Source organism: Roseateles sp. GW821-FHT09B06 (assembly GCF_059418245.1).
In genome coordinates this window covers 131,582-148,264 of record NZ_JBWKPM010000008.1, presented here as the reverse complement: position 1 = coordinate 148,264, position 16,683 = coordinate 131,582, and the positions used below count along the sequence as shown (strand labels likewise).

General features: G+C 61.2%; 14 protein-coding genes. 9 read left to right on the top strand and 5 right to left on the bottom strand.

The features are described from left to right. Positions 1–67: 67 nt before the first annotated feature. Positions 68–1,417, top strand: a complete 1,350-nt coding sequence (locus tag AC07OQ_RS09795; protein WP_495052930.1) for a site-specific integrase — start codon at positions 68–70, stop codon at positions 1,415–1,417. Positions 1,418–1,603: 186 nt separating this feature from the next. Here the strand turns inward: AC07OQ_RS09795 and AC07OQ_RS09790 are convergent, their stop codons facing one another. Further along, positions 1,604–2,845, bottom strand: a complete 1,242-nt coding sequence (locus AC07OQ_RS09790; RefSeq protein ID WP_495052929.1) for a PIN domain-containing protein — start codon at positions 2,843–2,845, stop codon at positions 1,604–1,606. Between the two features lie 79 nt (positions 2,846–2,924). On the opposite strand from AC07OQ_RS09790, the gene AC07OQ_RS09785 reads away from it, so the two are divergent. Further along, on the top strand, positions 2,925–5,561 hold the full coding sequence (locus tag AC07OQ_RS09785) for an AAA family ATPase (protein ID WP_495052928.1): 2,637 nt from the start codon (positions 2,925–2,927) through the stop codon (positions 5,559–5,561). A gap of 238 nt (positions 5,562–5,799) precedes the next feature. Here AC07OQ_RS09785 and AC07OQ_RS09780 read toward each other — a convergent pair whose 3' ends face one another. Continuing rightward, positions 5,800–6,306, bottom strand: coding sequence for a hypothetical protein (locus AC07OQ_RS09780; RefSeq protein ID WP_495052927.1), 507 nt, complete (start codon positions 6,304–6,306; stop codon positions 5,800–5,802). Positions 6,307–6,383: 77 nt separating this feature from the next. Next, entirely contained in the window at positions 6,384–7,049 is a 666-nt protein-coding gene (locus AC07OQ_RS09775; protein ID WP_495052926.1) for a hypothetical protein, read from the bottom strand. Positions 7,050–7,402: 353 nt separating this feature from the next. Here AC07OQ_RS09775 and AC07OQ_RS09770 point away from each other — a divergent pair, with 353 nt between their 5' ends. Then, a complete protein-coding gene (locus AC07OQ_RS09770; protein WP_495052925.1) occupies positions 7,403–7,891 on the top strand; it encodes an HAD domain-containing protein in 489 nt (162 codons plus the stop codon). Beyond that, positions 7,888–8,442: an HAD domain-containing protein gene (locus AC07OQ_RS09765; RefSeq protein WP_495052924.1), complete on the top strand. Its 555-nt coding sequence runs from the start codon at positions 7,888–7,890 to the stop codon at positions 8,440–8,442. Before AC07OQ_RS09770 ends, AC07OQ_RS09765 begins: the two co-directional genes overlap by 4 nt. On the opposite strand, the gene AC07OQ_RS09760 is transcribed toward AC07OQ_RS09765, so the two are convergent. Beyond that, positions 8,415–8,570: a hypothetical protein gene (locus AC07OQ_RS09760; protein ID WP_495052923.1), complete on the bottom strand. Its 156-nt coding sequence runs from the start codon at positions 8,568–8,570 to the stop codon at positions 8,415–8,417. The genes AC07OQ_RS09765 and AC07OQ_RS09760 overlap by 28 nt on opposite strands. A 3-nt stretch (positions 8,571–8,573) precedes the next feature. On the opposite strand from AC07OQ_RS09760, the gene AC07OQ_RS09755 reads away from it, so the two are divergent. Both AC07OQ_RS09755 and AC07OQ_RS09750 read left to right on the top strand, forming a co-directional pair. Further along, complete coding sequence (locus AC07OQ_RS09755; RefSeq protein ID WP_495052922.1) at positions 8,574–9,332, top strand: hypothetical protein; 759 nt, start codon at positions 8,574–8,576, stop codon at positions 9,330–9,332. 206 nt (positions 9,333–9,538) lie between these two features. Beyond that, complete coding sequence (locus tag AC07OQ_RS09750; RefSeq protein WP_495052921.1) at positions 9,539–9,961, top strand: hypothetical protein; 423 nt, start codon at positions 9,539–9,541, stop codon at positions 9,959–9,961. Between the two features lie 264 nt (positions 9,962–10,225). Here AC07OQ_RS09750 and AC07OQ_RS09745 read toward each other — a convergent pair whose 3' ends face one another. Continuing rightward, entirely contained in the window at positions 10,226–11,062 is an 837-nt protein-coding gene (locus AC07OQ_RS09745; protein WP_495052920.1) for a hypothetical protein, read from the bottom strand. Between the two features lie 1,555 nt (positions 11,063–12,617). On the opposite strand from AC07OQ_RS09745, the gene AC07OQ_RS09740 reads away from it, so the two are divergent. The 3 genes from AC07OQ_RS09740 to AC07OQ_RS09730 all read left to right on the top strand — a co-directional run bounded on the left by AC07OQ_RS09740 (position 12,618) and on the right by AC07OQ_RS09730 (position 16,644). Beyond that, positions 12,618–14,459: a type I restriction-modification system subunit M gene (locus AC07OQ_RS09740; RefSeq protein WP_495052919.1), complete on the top strand. Its 1,842-nt coding sequence runs from the start codon at positions 12,618–12,620 to the stop codon at positions 14,457–14,459. Positions 14,460–14,581: 122 nt separating this feature from the next. Next, positions 14,582–15,778: a restriction endonuclease subunit S gene (locus AC07OQ_RS09735; RefSeq protein WP_495052918.1), complete on the top strand. Its 1,197-nt coding sequence runs from the start codon at positions 14,582–14,584 to the stop codon at positions 15,776–15,778. Beyond that, entirely contained in the window at positions 15,775–16,644 is an 870-nt protein-coding gene (locus AC07OQ_RS09730) for a GIY-YIG nuclease family protein (protein WP_495052917.1), read from the top strand. The genes AC07OQ_RS09735 and AC07OQ_RS09730 overlap by 4 nt, the downstream gene beginning before the upstream one ends. Positions 16,645–16,683: the final 39 nt, after the last annotated feature.

Genomic DNA, 16,683 nt, shown 5'->3' with positions numbered 1-16,683 from the left:
TCCGACTTATAAATGGTTGGGCTGGCTAAAACTCGATAGCTGTTACTGCACTTTGGATGGTGCAGAAATGAAGCGCAACAGCGAACCCCACATCAAGGTCAAGACAACCCCGACCGGCAAGAATAAATACCAAGCGAGCGTTTGGCACAAAGGCATTTATTACGCCTCGAAGACATTCGATGACTTTGCGTCTGCCGTCGAATATAAAATGCACGCAGAGCTTCAAGTATTAGCAGGAAAACTTCAGCCCGCATCTGAACGCGCTGCCCAGCGAGAGGCCGACGCGGCGATGAACAAGGGTATCGACCAATGGGTTGAGGAATATCTCAAGCGGGCCGACCACAAACATAAATCCTCGCGCACAAATGACTATCGCAAGCTCGGGCGCCTTCTCGCAGACAAGAAGCTGCGCCATTTCTCTGGTCGCGCAGGAGCCAGGCTCGTTCAGGAGCTCGCGGCCAACTGGAAGGCGTCGGGCGGACTGCCCCGCTCCAAAGCCGACCAGGCCGACCCGAACTTCCAAGGAAAGCCTCTGTCCGACCAAGAGGTCCGGCTCCGCCTTCACGCGCTGATGCGCGTGTTACGTTTTGCCAAAGCAGAGGCCCCTGAGGATTGCTCCTTCCAAGTCGCAAAACTGGAGGAACTCTTCGACTTCAAGATGCCTGCCGCGCATGGAAAGAAGCGCACCCGCCAGCCTTCAGATGAAGAGTTCGTTCGGCTTGTCGGCCACTTCGGGCTGGAGTCGGAGATGGGTCAGTTGGTGCTCCTCTTGGATGAGTCCGGCTGCCGGGTCAGCGAGGTCAGCACGGCCACCGGCGAGCACCTGCACATCTATAAGCAAGATGGCAAGGTGATTGGAGGCCATCTCCACCTTCCTAAGCACAAGACCTCCGCGACCACGGGCGAGCGAGATGTGCCGCTATCCCAACACGCGGCAAACGTGCTGCATCAACGGGCGCTGCTCTTCGGGCGCGGCCAGCTCTTCATCGAACTTGGGAACACCGACTCCATCTGCGAGGCGTTTGACAATGCATGCAAGCGTTGCGGCATTGAAGGTCTTCAACTGAAGGATTTCCGTCGGGCGTTCATCAACCGGAACAAGTACAGCGTGTCGCGCCTGGACCTTCAGGCCTTCTTCGGAAAGACCTCCTTGCTGGACAAAGACGACCTGAGCCCCAGCGACCGCGCCATCATCAAATCGGTGGGACATACCCAACCCGGCACGACGGCAACCTACACGGTGCCGGAGATGGAAATGCTCTCCGCCATCCTCTCGTCCACGAGCCGTGCCGAGCTTGTGCTGAAGGAGCCGTTGAGCATTCGCGCGAAGGAGGACCTGGTGGCGCAGCGCGTCGCGCAGATGCGCGCGGATTTTGAGCGGCAGCTTGCCGAAGTGCAAGCAATGAGCACCAGCTAATACCGACTGCGGGGCGGCCGTGGACGAACGTGCGGTGAAGCGTAGTGCCAAGAAGTGGCAGATGGGAGACGGCGAACGCATCCAGCCACGGTTCTCTCACCGGCACACTTCCACACACGGCCATCTCAACCCAGTGGCGCCGCCCCAGCGGTGGAGAGCGTCCGGCGTTGCCATGCTCGGTCGGGCCTAGTCGTCGAGCCCGAAGTCCTGCTCGACCTCGAGCTCGCCCACCGAATAGCTGCCGCTTGCCAAGTCAGTCTCAATTTCCCACGCCCCCGGCTCAGCGTCCAGCTGAACGTTAGTACACGTCAGGAAGGCCTTGAGCGTCAGCTCCGTCAAATACTCGACGTTGTCGTTTCCAAAGCTGAGCTCTTCCCGGTCGATGGAGTCCCAGATAAAGAAGTTCAGTGAAATTTGCACTGCCACCTTCACGTGCGCAGTCAACTCGACAATCCACGTGGCTCGGTCCTCCGCAGTCGCCCAGACCTTGGTTTGGTCCTCCGGGACGGTGTAGTCCGACATGTCTACGTCGGACACCTCAGCTTCGACCCGACCCGAGCCTGAGAAAACGTCGCTGACATCCCAATCTGCTTCGACGACATGGCTGCGAAGCGCCTCAGTCAACTGAGCGCGTAGTGGCGAGGCCGGGTTGGAAGCAGCCTGCTGAATCTTCGCCTTCAACGCCTCCGCGTGCGCCGTGGTAGCAACAAAGAGGGTGGCCAAATCTTCCACGGACTTAACGGCGTAGAGGTTCGCAGACTCCTCCGCGAAGGCCGCCCAGCCTCCGTCCCCAGACGCGATGATTCCGGTCGTGTCGTTCTGAATGGCGTGCCGCTCAAGCAGCAGCAGCGACGTAGCATCGGGAAACTCGGACTTCTTGTCGCGACGCTTGCCAAACGGTGCCTTGTCACCGAAGTAGAGACCGAAGACCTCTGCTGCCAACGATTCGCCCTCAATCGGCAGAACCGCACCTTGGCAGCGTTCGACATAGGCTTCAATTTGCTCGCGAAAATAGGCCGCCGCAGTTTGGCCGACTTGAAGGTCCGCAAAGCTCTGGTCAACAGGCTCAAGCGGCGTCTTCGCAAGCCTCTTCAAATCATTGGATGCGCCCTTCAGCTTGTCGACGGCCTCCGTGACCGGCTGCATACGATGTCGAACGATTTCCTGAGCCACCACTTCGCTGATGAACAACTTCATCCACGAAGGCAACTGATTCGGCAGTTGGTGCAGCGCCCCTTCTTCGAAGTTGTAGCCCGCGGCCTGAATCAAGTCAGTGTCGATGGAGAAGAACGAGACCTCTCCACTCCAGAGCTGCTCGACTGTTGGTTTACCTTGAGGCATGTGAGGAGCGATATGGGTACTGGTTGCGCTTACGACGGAAGCCGAGCTGATGACGAGTTCTGCAGCCCGGGCTTGGCTGCCAGTCATCGCCGCGAAAGGGTGAGCATACCGTTTACATATGGCAACATCCTCCAAAAGGCACAGCGAAGTGCCGGCAGGGGGAACTATGCAAATCATCCAAGAGATTGGCGGCTGGTTGGCGGAACAGTCGCCATGGCTCAGCGACTGTGCCCGAAGGCTGCTCAGACAGGGAATCCTAGGGCCGGAAGACAGCGCAGACCTAGTCGCATTGGTGAAAGTGCACCACGGGTTTAAGGACCCTAAAGGCCGTCAGCCCGTATTGCTCGACCAGGCGCAGATTCCAGCTACGGCACAAGAAGGCGTCGATGTGAGTCTTCGTGCGTTCAGAGACCCTAGGGGCTTGAATGCCATTGACTCCCAGCAGAACCTCACCTTTCAGGTGGACGGGCTAACGGTTGTCTATGGCTATAACGGCGTCGGGAAGTCCGGCTATGCCCGAGCGCTCAAGAAGGCCTGTCGCGCCCGAAACGTCGAGGACATTCTTCCCAACGTGTACGCGCAAGCGCAGACTAACAGCGCAGCAAGTGCCACCATCGACTGGCTGGAAAGCGGCGCTGAAAATTCGCACAACTGGGCCGCGAACAAGGAGGCGCCGGCCGCACTTTCTCAAATCTCCGTGTTCGACGCACATTGCGCCCGAGTCTTCGTGGACAGCCAGGCGAAGGTCTTATTCGTTCCGGGCGGACTTGAGCTCATGCACGGTCTGGCCGAGGCGATGAAAGCGACGCAAGGCCAGCTCGAACTTGAGAGAGCTTCAAGCCGCTTCGACCTCAACCAACTGTCTGGTCTCGCCGGGCAGCATGTCGTCGGCCGAGAACTGGCGAAGCTTGGTCGACAGAGCAAGCCGCAAGAGTTTGAGGCACTGGCGAAGCTCACGGAACAAGAGCAGATAGACCTGAGCGGCCTGCGAAAGGTGTTCAGCGACCAAGACCCCGTCAAGCAGGCTGCCGCTATCCGACGCCTGCTCATGCGGATGTCTACGATGACCGCGGAACTGACGGAGCATGCACTTCCCCTTCAGGACGAAGCTATCGACCAACTTCGTCAGGCGTTCACGGCCCTGGTGGCGGCCGAGAGCGCATCCAGGCTGGTCGTCGAAAAATTGAAGGCCGACGGCGCCCACGTAGCCGGCACTGGCACAGAGCCATGGGAAGTTCTGTTGCGCAGCGCGATGGAGTTCGTGGCCCACGAGGCCTACCCAGGCCACCCGTTTCCAGGACCGGAGGATGGAGCCCACTGCGTGTTGTGCCAACAACCATTGACCGGCGAGGCGACCGCACGGTTGAAGTCATTTTTCGATTTCCTGGAAAACGATGCCCAACGGAAATTCACCGAGCAGCGCAGCACGACAGCTCGGTTGTACAAAGCCATCAAGACGCTGAACTTCGACAACTTCCCTATCGACGCAGCGCTGCTGCAGGAACTTGCGGAAGTTCAGCCGGACCTCGTCGCAGCGGTGCGAGCCTACGTGCAAGCGCTGCGAGCCAGGAGGGCGCAGGTCATCGAGATGGCACCCGAGCGCAAGCTAGGGCCACTCCAGGAGCTGCCTGAGGCGCCGTTCGTCGCCATCGAGGCGTGGGTCAAAGCAAGGACTGCGGAGGCGACCACCCTAGAGAAATCAATGACCGCTGAGGAGCGGGCGGCCAAGCAGAAGCTCCTCGCCGACTTGGATTCCAGGGAGCGGCTGGGCCCGCTGCTTCCGAAAGTCCTTGAAGCCATCGCCTGGCACAAGCGAGACCACGCGTTTGGGGAAGCTATCCGGAGCTGCGGCACCACCGCAGTGACGCGCAAGACGACTGAACTCTACGATGCCCATGTCACAGAAGAGTTGAGGACAGCTTTCGCGAAGGAACTCGAAACACTGGGAGTTCGTCACCAGCCGGTCACCCTAGAAATGTCGGGCCAGAAAGGCTCGCGCGTTCAACAGCTGAAGCTTGGTACGACGCCGCAATTTGCGAGAGCGAAACTATCTGCCATCCTCAGTGAAGGCGAGCAGCGGGTGATAGCCCTCGCGCTCTTCCTCGCGGAGATTGGCATCGAGCCCGGCCGGTCGGGGCTCATCTTTGACGACCCTGTCTCGTCCCTCGACCATCTGCGTCGAGAGCGCATCGCTAGGCGGCTGGTACTCGAGGCGAAGAAGCGCCAGGTCATCGTCTTCACTCATGACCTTGCGTTCGCGCTGGCGCTCACGGACATCGCCAAGGACCGGGGCGTGAACTTCGCTCAGCGGTATTTGTCAGCGACACGAGCGCACAAAGGCTTATGCGCTGACGACCTACCCTTCGAGGGCAAAAAACTGAAGGCCCGCATCGTCGACCTCCGTGCGCTTGCCATCAACGCGAGGAAGGTTCTCGAGACTGACAAGAACGTCGAAGCCTACGACCAGCTGGTTCGCAACGGCTACCGGCGTCTGCGGGACACGTGGGAGCAGCTCGTCGAGGATGCGCTGCTGCAGAGCACTGTGCGGCGGTATAGAGTTTCGGTTGAGACCACGCGGCTGAAGTCGGTGCACGTTGACGACGGTGATGCCAGTGCGGTCTACAACGGAATGAGCCGGTGCTCCACGTTCACGCACGAAGGCGGGGAGGAGGCGCCGCCGCCGCTCCCAGAACCGGACGAGTTCGCGGCCGACATCGAGTCGCTTGCCGCCTACGCCAGGAAGGTGGAAGACCGAGCCAAGGAAACAGAGACGCGGCGCAAGGCGGCTGGCTTGGGGGCATAGCGGGCTACCTGCATCGGCGGAGCCCTCTGCGCAAGAACGGCGGCGCCACACCGTCGGCTAGAGCCGCGCGTCGATATCAGGCTCACCTGCGTGCCGCTTCAAACCGTTCGAAGCAAGCCTCTCTCAAATGCTCCGAGACCAGGCGCAGCTCATTCAACGGACTTGGCCGCGACTTCTCCACAGCGCTACCTAGCATGCGCGTCTTCGACCTACCTACCTCTGGCTCGACAGCCCCACGCTAGTGAACGTACCTAGGACACAGGTCCGGCCGGGTCGCCGCAAGGCTCACGACATCGAACAAAGCGCGCGTTACGTCTTCGATGACGTCCGCATGCCACGAGGCCGTCAATCGCTCCAATGCGAAGCGGCAAATGGCAGCTGCGCCGGGCTCGCCGAGCACGTGGTAGAGCCGTCCAGACTGCGTCAAGACACGACGTTCCGACGAGTTCACTGCCGTGACCGGTGAAGACACTCGGCCATTTCCAGTCATCGCATTGAAGCCCACGACGTGGATGGTAGGCGCGCCTAGCCTTGGCAGAAGAAGAATGAACGCCGCCCATTCCTGCAGCTCAATGGGCGGCTCATCAAATTCAGTTCTCAACCGCGATTCGACCACGTAGGCGCCTCCAACCTTTGCCAGGGCGTCGCAACTGACCACAGACACCCACTCGCCCCAAGCTTGCACCAAGCATCTCGAAGATGGAAGCATCGAATTGGCCGTACAAAAATCGACTTCGCTTTTCATACGGCCAATGTGCTTCGGAGCTCGCGAACAAGCGCGTGCAGCGCCGCCTATTCACCGGTGAATAAACTCGTTGGCCATCAACTGGCGCCGCGTGTCGACATCAGGCCCGCTTGCTTGCAAGCAGCTTCGAACCGTTCAAAGCAGGTTTTCCGTAGATGCTCCGAGACCAATCGCAGTTCATCCAGCGGGTTGAGTCGAGAGTTCTCCGCGACGTTCCCACGCATGCGAGACAGCTCGTGGCCGGCGGCACGATGCGCTGCCGCTTCTGCCGAAACGGCTTCGCAAGCAGCCTCCAGCGCAAGCTCGGCAGCCCGAAGCGGCGGGACCGTTCGAGCCTCAAGTTCAAGCTGAAGCGTTTGCCGCATCTCGCTTTCAATTTGGCTTCGAAGCTCGGCTTCAATCGCACGCCGCCTCGCCTTGGCCAGGGCTAAAGCTACGGCGCGAGCATGCTTCGCCTCCGCCTCCCGCTTTGCCACATTCCCGTGTTTTCTGAGCCAGTCCACCAGCTGCTGGCGCACATCCGTGTCCAGTACGAATGGAACGCCCTGTGCAACTGCCCCATCTTTGATGCTGACGGCTCCGCCGAGGTCCGCAGACTCGTCAGCTAACACTGCAGGGTCTAGCTCGAGACTCAGGCTTCCAAGATAAATCGTCTGAGTTCGCTTGCGCTCCCTGCAGTATTCGTGGGTCGCGATGACGGCTCGCTGCACGCCATCACGCTTCTTGACTACAAATCTTTCCATCACGGTCCTTTCAACGTGCACCGCGCACGTGCCACGTCTAGACCCGCGCGTTTATATGCGGCTCGACCGCGCGGCGTGGCGTTATTCACCGGTGCATAAATGAAGCGCCGCCTCGCAATGCCGGCCGCCCGCAGCACTTCGCTGTCCATGCGCATACACAGTTGCTGTACGCCGCATTACTGACTGCTAAACGGGGGGTATCCCCCGCAAGGCTCTCTGCCCTCGTAGAGTCGAGAGCGTTCGCCGGCACCAGAGAAAGTGAGTTGCGGTGCGACCGGCAGACGTCCTACGGCCGCCCTCACCGCACACGGAAACGCGCGGCGGAGGCGGCGACTCGAACAGGCAGACAGTGCATGCGACCAACCCTCTTTTTGAACTTGGATGGAGTCGTTCACCCCCAAGCAACCCAATACGTCGTTGGTGGCCGCGGGGACGGACGACCTAGACCCTTTGCTTGGGCCGATAAGCTGGAATCCCTCGCGGAGAGTTGGGATTTGAACGTCGTCCTTCGGTCAAGCGCCACCACGGTGTTGGGCTACGAGCGTGTCAAGTCAATGGCACCCTTGTGGCTGCAAGCCAGAATCTCCGGCGCGACCGATGACGTAGTCCGTTGGCTGACCCTATATGAGGCCCGCAAGGTCAACACGAATTTTGGAGTTGTCCGGCGCTATGTGGAGAAGCATGACCTGCGCCACTGGGTCGCAATTGACGACAGCGACGATGGGTGGCCCGACGCTCCGGACGTACGCAAGCATCTTGTTCAAGTAGACGGCAGCACTGGGCTCTGCGACCCCATGGCTTGCAAACGCCTCGACCTCGCATTCGCGGATTGCAAACCATGAGTACCGCGCAGCACCGGCCGACACTCTTTCTCGATTGCGACGATGTGCTGTGCCCGAACACCCCTTACGGTGGGCTGCACGTCCAGCGCGCGTTTGCTCGGCCGACTGAGGCTCCACCTGACTTCTTCGAGCGTCTCTTCTCGCCGGAGGCCGTAGGAGTGCTGAACAAGCTGATTGAGGAGTTCTCGCCGGGCGTCGTGCTGACGACAAGCTGGCTTGCACTGCTCGACCGCGCACACTTCGTGGACCTCTTTTCGCGCTGCGGATTGGAGCGTGTCTCTTCGAACCTGCATCAGTACTGGGATGCGCCGACGAACCGTGGGGGGTCTCGCCTTGCCGCCATCGAAGGCTGGATTGCGCGGCACCACGAAGGCGAGCCCATCCTGATTTTGGATGACGTGCAATCCGGCGAGAGTCTTATCGACTCGTTCTTTCATGAGACTGGTCGGGCCATTCTGTGCGGCGTTGAAGGCTGCTTGACGATGACACATCTCCAGGCGGCAAGAACGGCACTCCAGCGCCCCTATTCGCGCGCCGAACCTTGGCGCTGACCGGAGCGGACGTCGTGGAACCAGAGTTCGAGCCGGACGAACGACAGCAGCGCCTCATCGCAGAGGCGCAAGCGCTGGCCGCCGAGGCGGCCGAACACGGTCATCACGCGCCAGACGAGCTCGTTCATCGCATGACGCTTGAAGGCGCTGCGGTCATGCATTTCCCGGAGGATGAGACTGCTCGCGGAACGGAGCGTGACTTCTCCGAGTTCCGCATTAGGCTGGCTACGGCCATAGACCAGCCGGTGACGAGCGATGCTGTGATGGGGCTGCTGGGCGGGGATTCCTGCAGGAGCGCGACGGTCTTCAGGGCTCCAAGACACATAGTGCTGCTTGAGTTTGAGCAGACTGCTGAGACACGCGACTCGGCGATAACCGCGTGCATCTCGGCAGTGTTGCGCGGCTTTTCGGTGGCCGAGCTCATTGACTTGACCGACCCGAACGCGCTCATCGACGAGTTGGTAGAGGCCGCGGACGGGCGGGCACCTACGCCGCGAGAGCTGGTGCGGCTGATGCGCAGTGATGCGCCATCTATCGACGCGTTCGCCAGGGCTGCAGCTGGGGTCGACGGACTTCTTGTCGCCGCGGCCAAGCGCCTTCTCAGCGAACAGCAACTGGTCGAACGGCTCAGCGCCGCACCGGACGGTAGGCGTGCGGCAGACCTGCGATTGACACCCGGCGCTGGCGCCAGGCTCCTCGAGGCGGAGGTATTCGAAGTCTGGCCGCAGCTCGGCCTAGCCCACTTCATGAGCGATGGCGGGGCCATGTTCACCATCACGGACAAGACGCCCGGCATCTCCTCGCTGGACCACGTCGCCGAAGGTCAACGGTACGAGTGCGTTGTGACCGGGCGGTTTAATCTTGTCGTGTACGCTGGCCTGGTCGCATGACCAGGCGTGGGGCTACTCCGTCAAAGGGCATCGCTATGGGTCATGACGTCGAAGGCCTCCAAGGCGGCTAGGCACGCGAGCTCTGGGTGACTGAAATCGCCATCGAACACCCGACGAACGGACGGGCGGACCGATTTCCATTGACAACGTTTGAACGCGACCGTCGACGTCGGCTACCCCTTAGACTCAACCCCAAGAGAGGGAACATGAGCAAAGCCACAGCTACCGAAACCAAGTTCTTTCGCCTATACGTCATCGCATCGCTAATTGTGTTGGTCGGCGGTATCGGCACCGCCGCCATCAGCTTGCGTGGAGTAGTGAGCCAGCATGACTACATACGAACCAATAGCGCCAACGTGGAAAGCCTCGAACGCGAGTGCCGCGTCGAGAACGAGCCGGCCAAGTGCAACATGGCGCAAACCATGCGTGGTGCTGGCAGTCACGCCTACACGACCATCCGCCAAAACGAGGACCGCGCCGACCTCGCCGCCCGCTGCCTGCTGTTAGTGCCAGCCGGTTACGTGCTGTTCTTGGTGCTTCGTTTCGGCCTGACCGGCCGCCTGCGTCCGTTCTGGCCCTGGAAACTAAAGAATGGCCCCGTTGAGAGCAGGCATCAAGGGGTGCGCTAGGGAGCGTCCACAGTCCACCCGCCCAAACGACGACGCCCGCTTCTAGCCAAGAGCACGCCGGGAGCCCGGTCGTTGCGCAGGGCCCTCGGTTCCGCGCCGCCCCGCAGGTAGCAACCGGAACACGCGTTCAGACGCACCTGCAACATGCACTCCGCGCGGCGCGTATCTCTGAGATGCGCGGGGCATTCGGACCGTACTGCGCGGATGACAGTGTCCAACCGGCGCGACCAGAAGATGCGTCGCGCTGAGGTATCTGCGCAAGTCTTAGTCACGCACCTGCGCGGCGCGCTCTTGAGTTTCCGCGCGGCTCTGGGCGGCCAGCGTGCGCAGCAACACGTTTAGCCTGATGCCCGCATCAGCTTGTTTCCTCACATAGAACAGTGTCGGCAGCTGGGCGTTCGCTGGAAAGCCACTGTCGCACCAGCCGACGCCGTCCTCTCCCTTGCGAATTCCCTTCCGCACCAGCCGCTCAAGGTCACGGGGGCGATATGCCACGGGACATGCTTTCGCGCCGTGCGCGAGCCGCCAGGTCGCACGCCACTGTCCTACCAGGCGCCCGACGTCGCTGCGAACGCCGTTGAACCCCGGCACCCGGTACAAGCTGTACCACGCCTGCACCAGCTCGCTGTAGTTGGCATGAGTGGTCGCGAGGCGGAGTCGCTGAGTCCAGCCCTCGCGCGCGTCCTTCGTGAATCGCCACGTCCAGCTGGGCTTCTGTCGGCCGCTCACGGTCTGCCGGACCAGCTCGTATTCAAACATGCAGATGGGCGCAGCGACAGCATTCCTCAGCTTCTCGAGCTGATGGGCCGGATGGTCTCCTTTCGTCACGAGCAGCGCGAATTGCACGCGCGTGCCGTCGAAGAAAAGGACCAGCCGCGCGTTGCCACGGCCAGCCGCTTGTCGGCGGTATCGGGCGTTCTTCTCAAGGTCGACGCCGTACAGCTCCGCGAACTTTCGGCATAGGCCGGGCAGCTTTGCCGGGGGCACGCTGCCCTCCGCGTAGTTCTGATAGCCGTCGCAGACGGCCTCCTGAACGCGCTGAAGGAAGCGCGTCCGGCTTTCAAAAACGATAGGGTTGAAGGGGGGCTTTCGCGTCGGCATCTTCGAGACTCCATAAAGGCTATGCCTCGTATAGACACGGTCGGCAGGACGTTATGGGGTCGCCGATGGCGACCCCATTAAGAAGGATTCCAAGGCCAAAATCCCGGCAGTGCCTAGACGCTATAGATTCGATGCAGCGAAGGGCCTCTCACCCCGTCTCGCGCATTGCTCAGCCTGCTGAGCAATGCTCACAGGACGTTCTCGGGGGCTTGGCCCCTCACACTCAAATCTCACATGAACCCCTGCCCTGGACATCTCAACCAGGCGCAGGACTGCGGAAGCCGCGTGCATCTAACAGTGCTGGCGCGGCAAGCAACGGAGCGCGGGTGGTCGTATTCAAGCCTCACGGCAAGACAGCGACCTCTATGATTTCGGTAAGGGGGACTGCAACCCCCGCCCGACGACTCCATTCCTCTTCGACCTCGGTCGAAGGATTGGGCGACAAGGGCACGCTGGCCACGGGGGAAGGCGCATAGCGCTGGAAACCATGGTTGGTGCTCAATACGACATCGTGCGGCGGACAGTAGGGCCGTACGGACAGGGGCAGCTCGAGAGGGCTGAACCTGTGTCTCATCCAACACGCCTGCGGCGTTCCGAAAGGACGTAGGCCCCCAGAGCGAGAGTGGACGGGTGGCGGCCCCAAGGGTCAAGTTCAGAGAACTTGGCTCATGCGGGGCCGGCGAATAGCTTGATGGAGAAGCGTCCGGGTCGGGAGACTCGTTATGAACTGACGCAAGAGACGGAAGTCAAAGGGCGTGCGCTGCGTAGCAGTTGCAAGCAAGGTGGTGATGAAGGTTGGCGTGAGTAAGGGAGGCGTTATGGAATCCTGGCCCCCCGAAATCCTGTCCGTGTGCAATCGCACGGAGGGTGAGGCAGAAGTTCTGCCAGATAGACGACAACTGGAGCCCGCGTTCGTTGATTTCGAAGCGTATTGGGAGAACTTGGGATGGTCTAAGGCTCGTCGGACTGAGAAACCGACAATGAGCGATGACCGGGAGACCTGCTGATTAGGCACAACTGACACGACCTCGCGGAAGCGACGACTCGGTGACGTTGGCAACCCCCTGCAGACTTGCTGGATGTGGGTAGGGTTCGAAAGGCGGGAGCAGGGCACGGACCGACGTGCTGCTGTTCATGTGAGATGCCAGGCTGGGAAGCTTGGCAATGAGTGATGCTGTACCTGCCGCGCGGGGTGAGAGCCGCGCGGCGCTGGCAGGGATGCCGGACACGGGGGCATGAATCAGTAGGCCATGAACATCGTTCATGATTCATGATTCAGCCCCCCGGTCGTTAAGACTGGGGGGCTCTTTTAACGAACGCAAAGTAGGGACCAAAACCCTCATCGGCGCCGTTGCTGCCGCGGTGCGATTCGCTTCAATGCCACAGCGGAAGGGGCGCACCGCCGGACGACTTGTTTCCGGCTCCGCCCGGCGTATTTGCGAGTTCGCCGTGCGATTCTCGCCCCATGTATTTCCGCAGATTTCACGGCCCTATTTGCTGAGAAAATCAGTAGCTTCACAGGGGTCACGGCCTCGAACAAAAAAGCTGGGGCTCCATGAATCATCAAGCGCTGTCATCCTTCATTTGGTCGGTCGCCGACCTGCTGCGCGGGGATTACAAGCAATCTGAATACGGCCGCGTCATCCTCCCTTTCACCGTCTTACGGCGCCTGGACTGCGTGCTGGAAGCCACGAAGCCAGCCGTTCTGAAAGAGTTCGAAGCCAAAACCAAGGCCGGGCTGAACGCCGACCCGTTCCTGCTTCGCAAGGCCGGCAACATGGGCTTCTACAACACCTCGCCGCTCGACCTGGTCAAGCTGCTGGGCGACCAAGACCACATACGGCAGAACCTGTACAGCTACGTTCAGGCCTTCTCGCCGGCCGCCCGCGACATCTTCGAGCGCTTCGACTTTTATACGCAGGTCGAACGTCTGGCCAAAGCAAACCTGCTGTACCTCGTCACCGAGAAGTTCGCCAACATCGACCTGCATCCCGAAACCGTGGATAACGCTCGCATGGGGCTGGTGTTCGAAGAGCTGATTCGCAAGTTCGCCGAAATCAGCAACGAAACCGCCGGTGAGCACTTCACGCCCCGCGAGGTCATCCGCCTGATGGTGGACCTGCTCTTTATCGAAGACGACGACGTACTCTCGCCCGGCAATGCCGTGGTCCGCACCATCTACGACCCCACCGCAGGCACCGGCGGCATGCTGTCCGTGGCGGGCGAATACCTGCTGGAGCACAACCCGCAGGCGCGGCTGACCATGTACGGCCAGGAGCTGAACGACGAGAGCTATGCCATCTGCAAGGCGGACATGCTCATCAAGGGGCAACCGGTCGAGAACATCGTCGTCGGCAACACCCTCAGCGAAGACGGCCACGCCCATACCAAGTTCGACTACATGCTCTCGAACCCGCCCTTCGGCGTCGAGTGGAAGAAGGTCGAGAAGGCCGTGCGCCAAGAGCATGAGCAGAAAGGCTTCGATGGCCGCTTCGGCCCCGGCCTGCCGCGAGTCAGCGACGGCTCGATGTTGTTCCTGATGCACCTCTTGTCCAAGATGCGCCCGGCCAAGGACGGTGGCAGCCGCTTCGGCATCGTGCTCAACGGCTCTCCCTTGTTCACAGGCGGCGCCGGCAGCGGCGAGAGCGAAATCCGCCGCTACGTGCTGGAGAACGACCTGGTGGAGGCCATCGTCGGCCTGCCCACGGACATGTTCTACAACACCGGCATCGCCACCTACGTCTGGATTCTGTCCAACAAGAAGCCGGCGGACCGCAAGGGCTTCGTGCAGCTCATCGACGCCAGCAGCTTCTGGCAGAAGATGCGCAAGAGCCTGGGCTCCAAGCGCAAGGAGATGAGCGACGCGCATATCGCCACCGTGACACGCCTGTTCGGCGAGTTCATGGAGGCCGAGTTGCTAACCGTGTTTGACGCTCAAGGCAATGCCGCGGGGCAGTGGGTGCTGCCGACCGGCGCCTCCGCGCCTAGCGTTCCTGAGGGTGGCCGACTCAAGCGGGTGCCCATTGCGCGCGTCTTCAGAAATGAGGATTTCGGCTACACCACCATCACGGTAGAACGCCCGCTGCGCGACGACAAGGGTCAAGTCGTGCTCGGCCTCAAGGGCAAGCAAAAGGGCAAGCCCCAACCCGACAGCGCGCTGCGCGACACCGAGAACGTGCCGCTGGGCGAAGACATCAAGGCCTACTTCAAGCGTGAGGTGCTGCCGCATGCGTCGGACGCCTGGATTGACGAAGAGAAGAGCAAGGTCGGCTACGAGATTCCGTTCAACCGCCACTTCTACATCTTCGAGCCGCCGCGCGACCTGCACACCATCGACGAGGAACTGAAGACCGTCACGGCCAGCATCATGAAGATGCTGGGGGAGTTGGCGGAATGAGTTTACCGAGATACGGGGAGTACAGGGAAAGTGGCATTCCATGGGTCGGAGCCCTGCCGGCGCATTGGTCCGTTCAGCCGCTGATTGGCGTAGCCAGCGAGCGCTCAGAGTCAAATGCTGGCATGCAGGAGGACAATCTCCTGTCGCTCAGCTACGGCCGAATCGTCCGGAAGGACATCGACTCCAACGACGGATTGCTGCCCGAGTCCTTCGAGACCTATCAGGTCATTCAGCGAGGCGACATTGTCCTGCGACTGACTGACCTGCAGAACGATAAGCGCAGCCTCCGTAGCGCTCAGGTGCAGGAGCGCGGCATCATCACTTCGGCCTATCTTGCGCTTGAACCGACTGGTGCGTCCTCGGCCTTTCTCGCTTACCTACTCAGAGCCTATGACCTGAACAAAGTCTTCTACTCGATGGGCGGCGGTCTTCGGCAATCGATGAAGTTCGCCGACCTGAAGCGAATGCCAATTGCCGTCCCGCCAGAGCCAGAGCAAGCCGCCATCGCCGCCTTCCTCGACCGCGAAACCGGCAAGATTGATGCGCTGATTGCTGAGCAGGAAAAACTCATCACCCTGCTGGCCGAAAAGCGCCGGGCCACCATCTCCCACGCCGTCACCAAGGGCCTCAACCCCAACGCGCCGATGAAGGATTGCGGCGTGGCGTGGCTGGGGGATGTGCCGGCGCATTGGGTTGCCTGCCCACTCAAGATGATGGCCAGTATCGGAAACGGTTCGACCCCAAATCGCGACAACCCAGACTACTGGGCCGATGAGGGGTTTCCTTGGCTCAACAGCTCTGTGGTGAACCAGGAAGAGGTCTCGGAGGCAGAGCGCTTCGTCACTGCATTGGCGCTCAAGGAATGCCACCTGCCCATCGTCGAACCGCCCGCTGTGCTCGTAGGCATCACGGGGCAAGGAAAGACACGTGGCATGGCGACACGTCTCGCCTTTACCGCAACCGTGAACCAGCACCTCGCATACATCAAGCCCGTCGAAGAAAGACTGGCCGAGCCCTACCTGCTTCGGGTCCTCGAAGCCGCATACCTGCACTTGCGCACGGAGAGCGAAAGTGCAGGAAGCACCAAAGGTGCCATCACCTGCGAGCAACTTGGCAATCTGCGGATTCCAGTGCCTCCACTGCCAGAGCAGTTTGCAGTTGCGTCGTTCCTTGACAAAGAAACAGCAAAGCTCGACGACCTCAAGACCGATTCGGAGCGCGGCATCGCTCTACTCAAGGAACGCCGCTCCGCCCTCATCGCCGCCGCCGTCACCGGCCAAATCGACGTGCGCGGTGCCGTCACCGTGGAGAGCCCTTGAGCAACGCCACCCCCAAGACCATTCAGATTTTCCTGCCCAGCGGAGAGCCCACGGGCATCCGCGTTGCCGAAATCACCACGCGCATCGTCCAGGTGATTGAGGTGCCGCGCAAGCGACTGCCCGAATTCTTCGCGATGCCCGAAAGCACGCTGGTAGGCGTGTATTTCCTGCTGGCGGTGCCCGAGGATGGCAGCAGCCCGCAGGTCTATGTCGGGCAAACCGGCGATTTGCGCGCGCGCCTGGCCGAGCATGACAAGAAGAAGGACTTCTGGGAACGCGTGCTGGTGCTGGTGTCGCGCACGCATTCGCTGACGCAGACCCATGCGCTGTTCCTGGAGTGGCTGAGCATCGACATGGCGCGCAGGGTGGGCCGGTACAGCGGCTTGAACGGCAACGCGGGCAGCCGCCCGCACACGCCCGCGCCGCTGGAGGCCGACTGCCGCGAGGTGTTCGAGACCGGTCAAACCTTGCTGGCGACGCTGGGCCACCCCTTGTTCGTGCCGCTGCCTCAGCCCGGCCTGCCCAGCACCGAGGCCGAGCTTTTCTACTGCCGCTCGGGCGGCGTGGACGGCCGGGGGCTGTACACCACCGAGGGCTTTGTGGTGCTGGCGGGCTCCAAAGGGCGCAGGCAAGATGTGCCGTCCATTCAGGGCACGAGCGATGCAAACTTTCGCGGCAAGCTCATCAGCGAGGGTGTGATGACGGTGGAAGGCAACACCGTGGTGTTCGCCAGCGACCACCTGTTCCGCTCCCCCAGCACGGCGGCTGTGGCCTTGCTGGGGCGCACGGCCAATGGCTGGATGGAATGGAAGGACCAGGCCGGCCAGACGCTGGATGCGGTCAAGCGGCAAGCCCTTGGCGGCTGAACGGCCGCAGCTGGCCGGTCGAGGCCGGCGCGTGGCTTG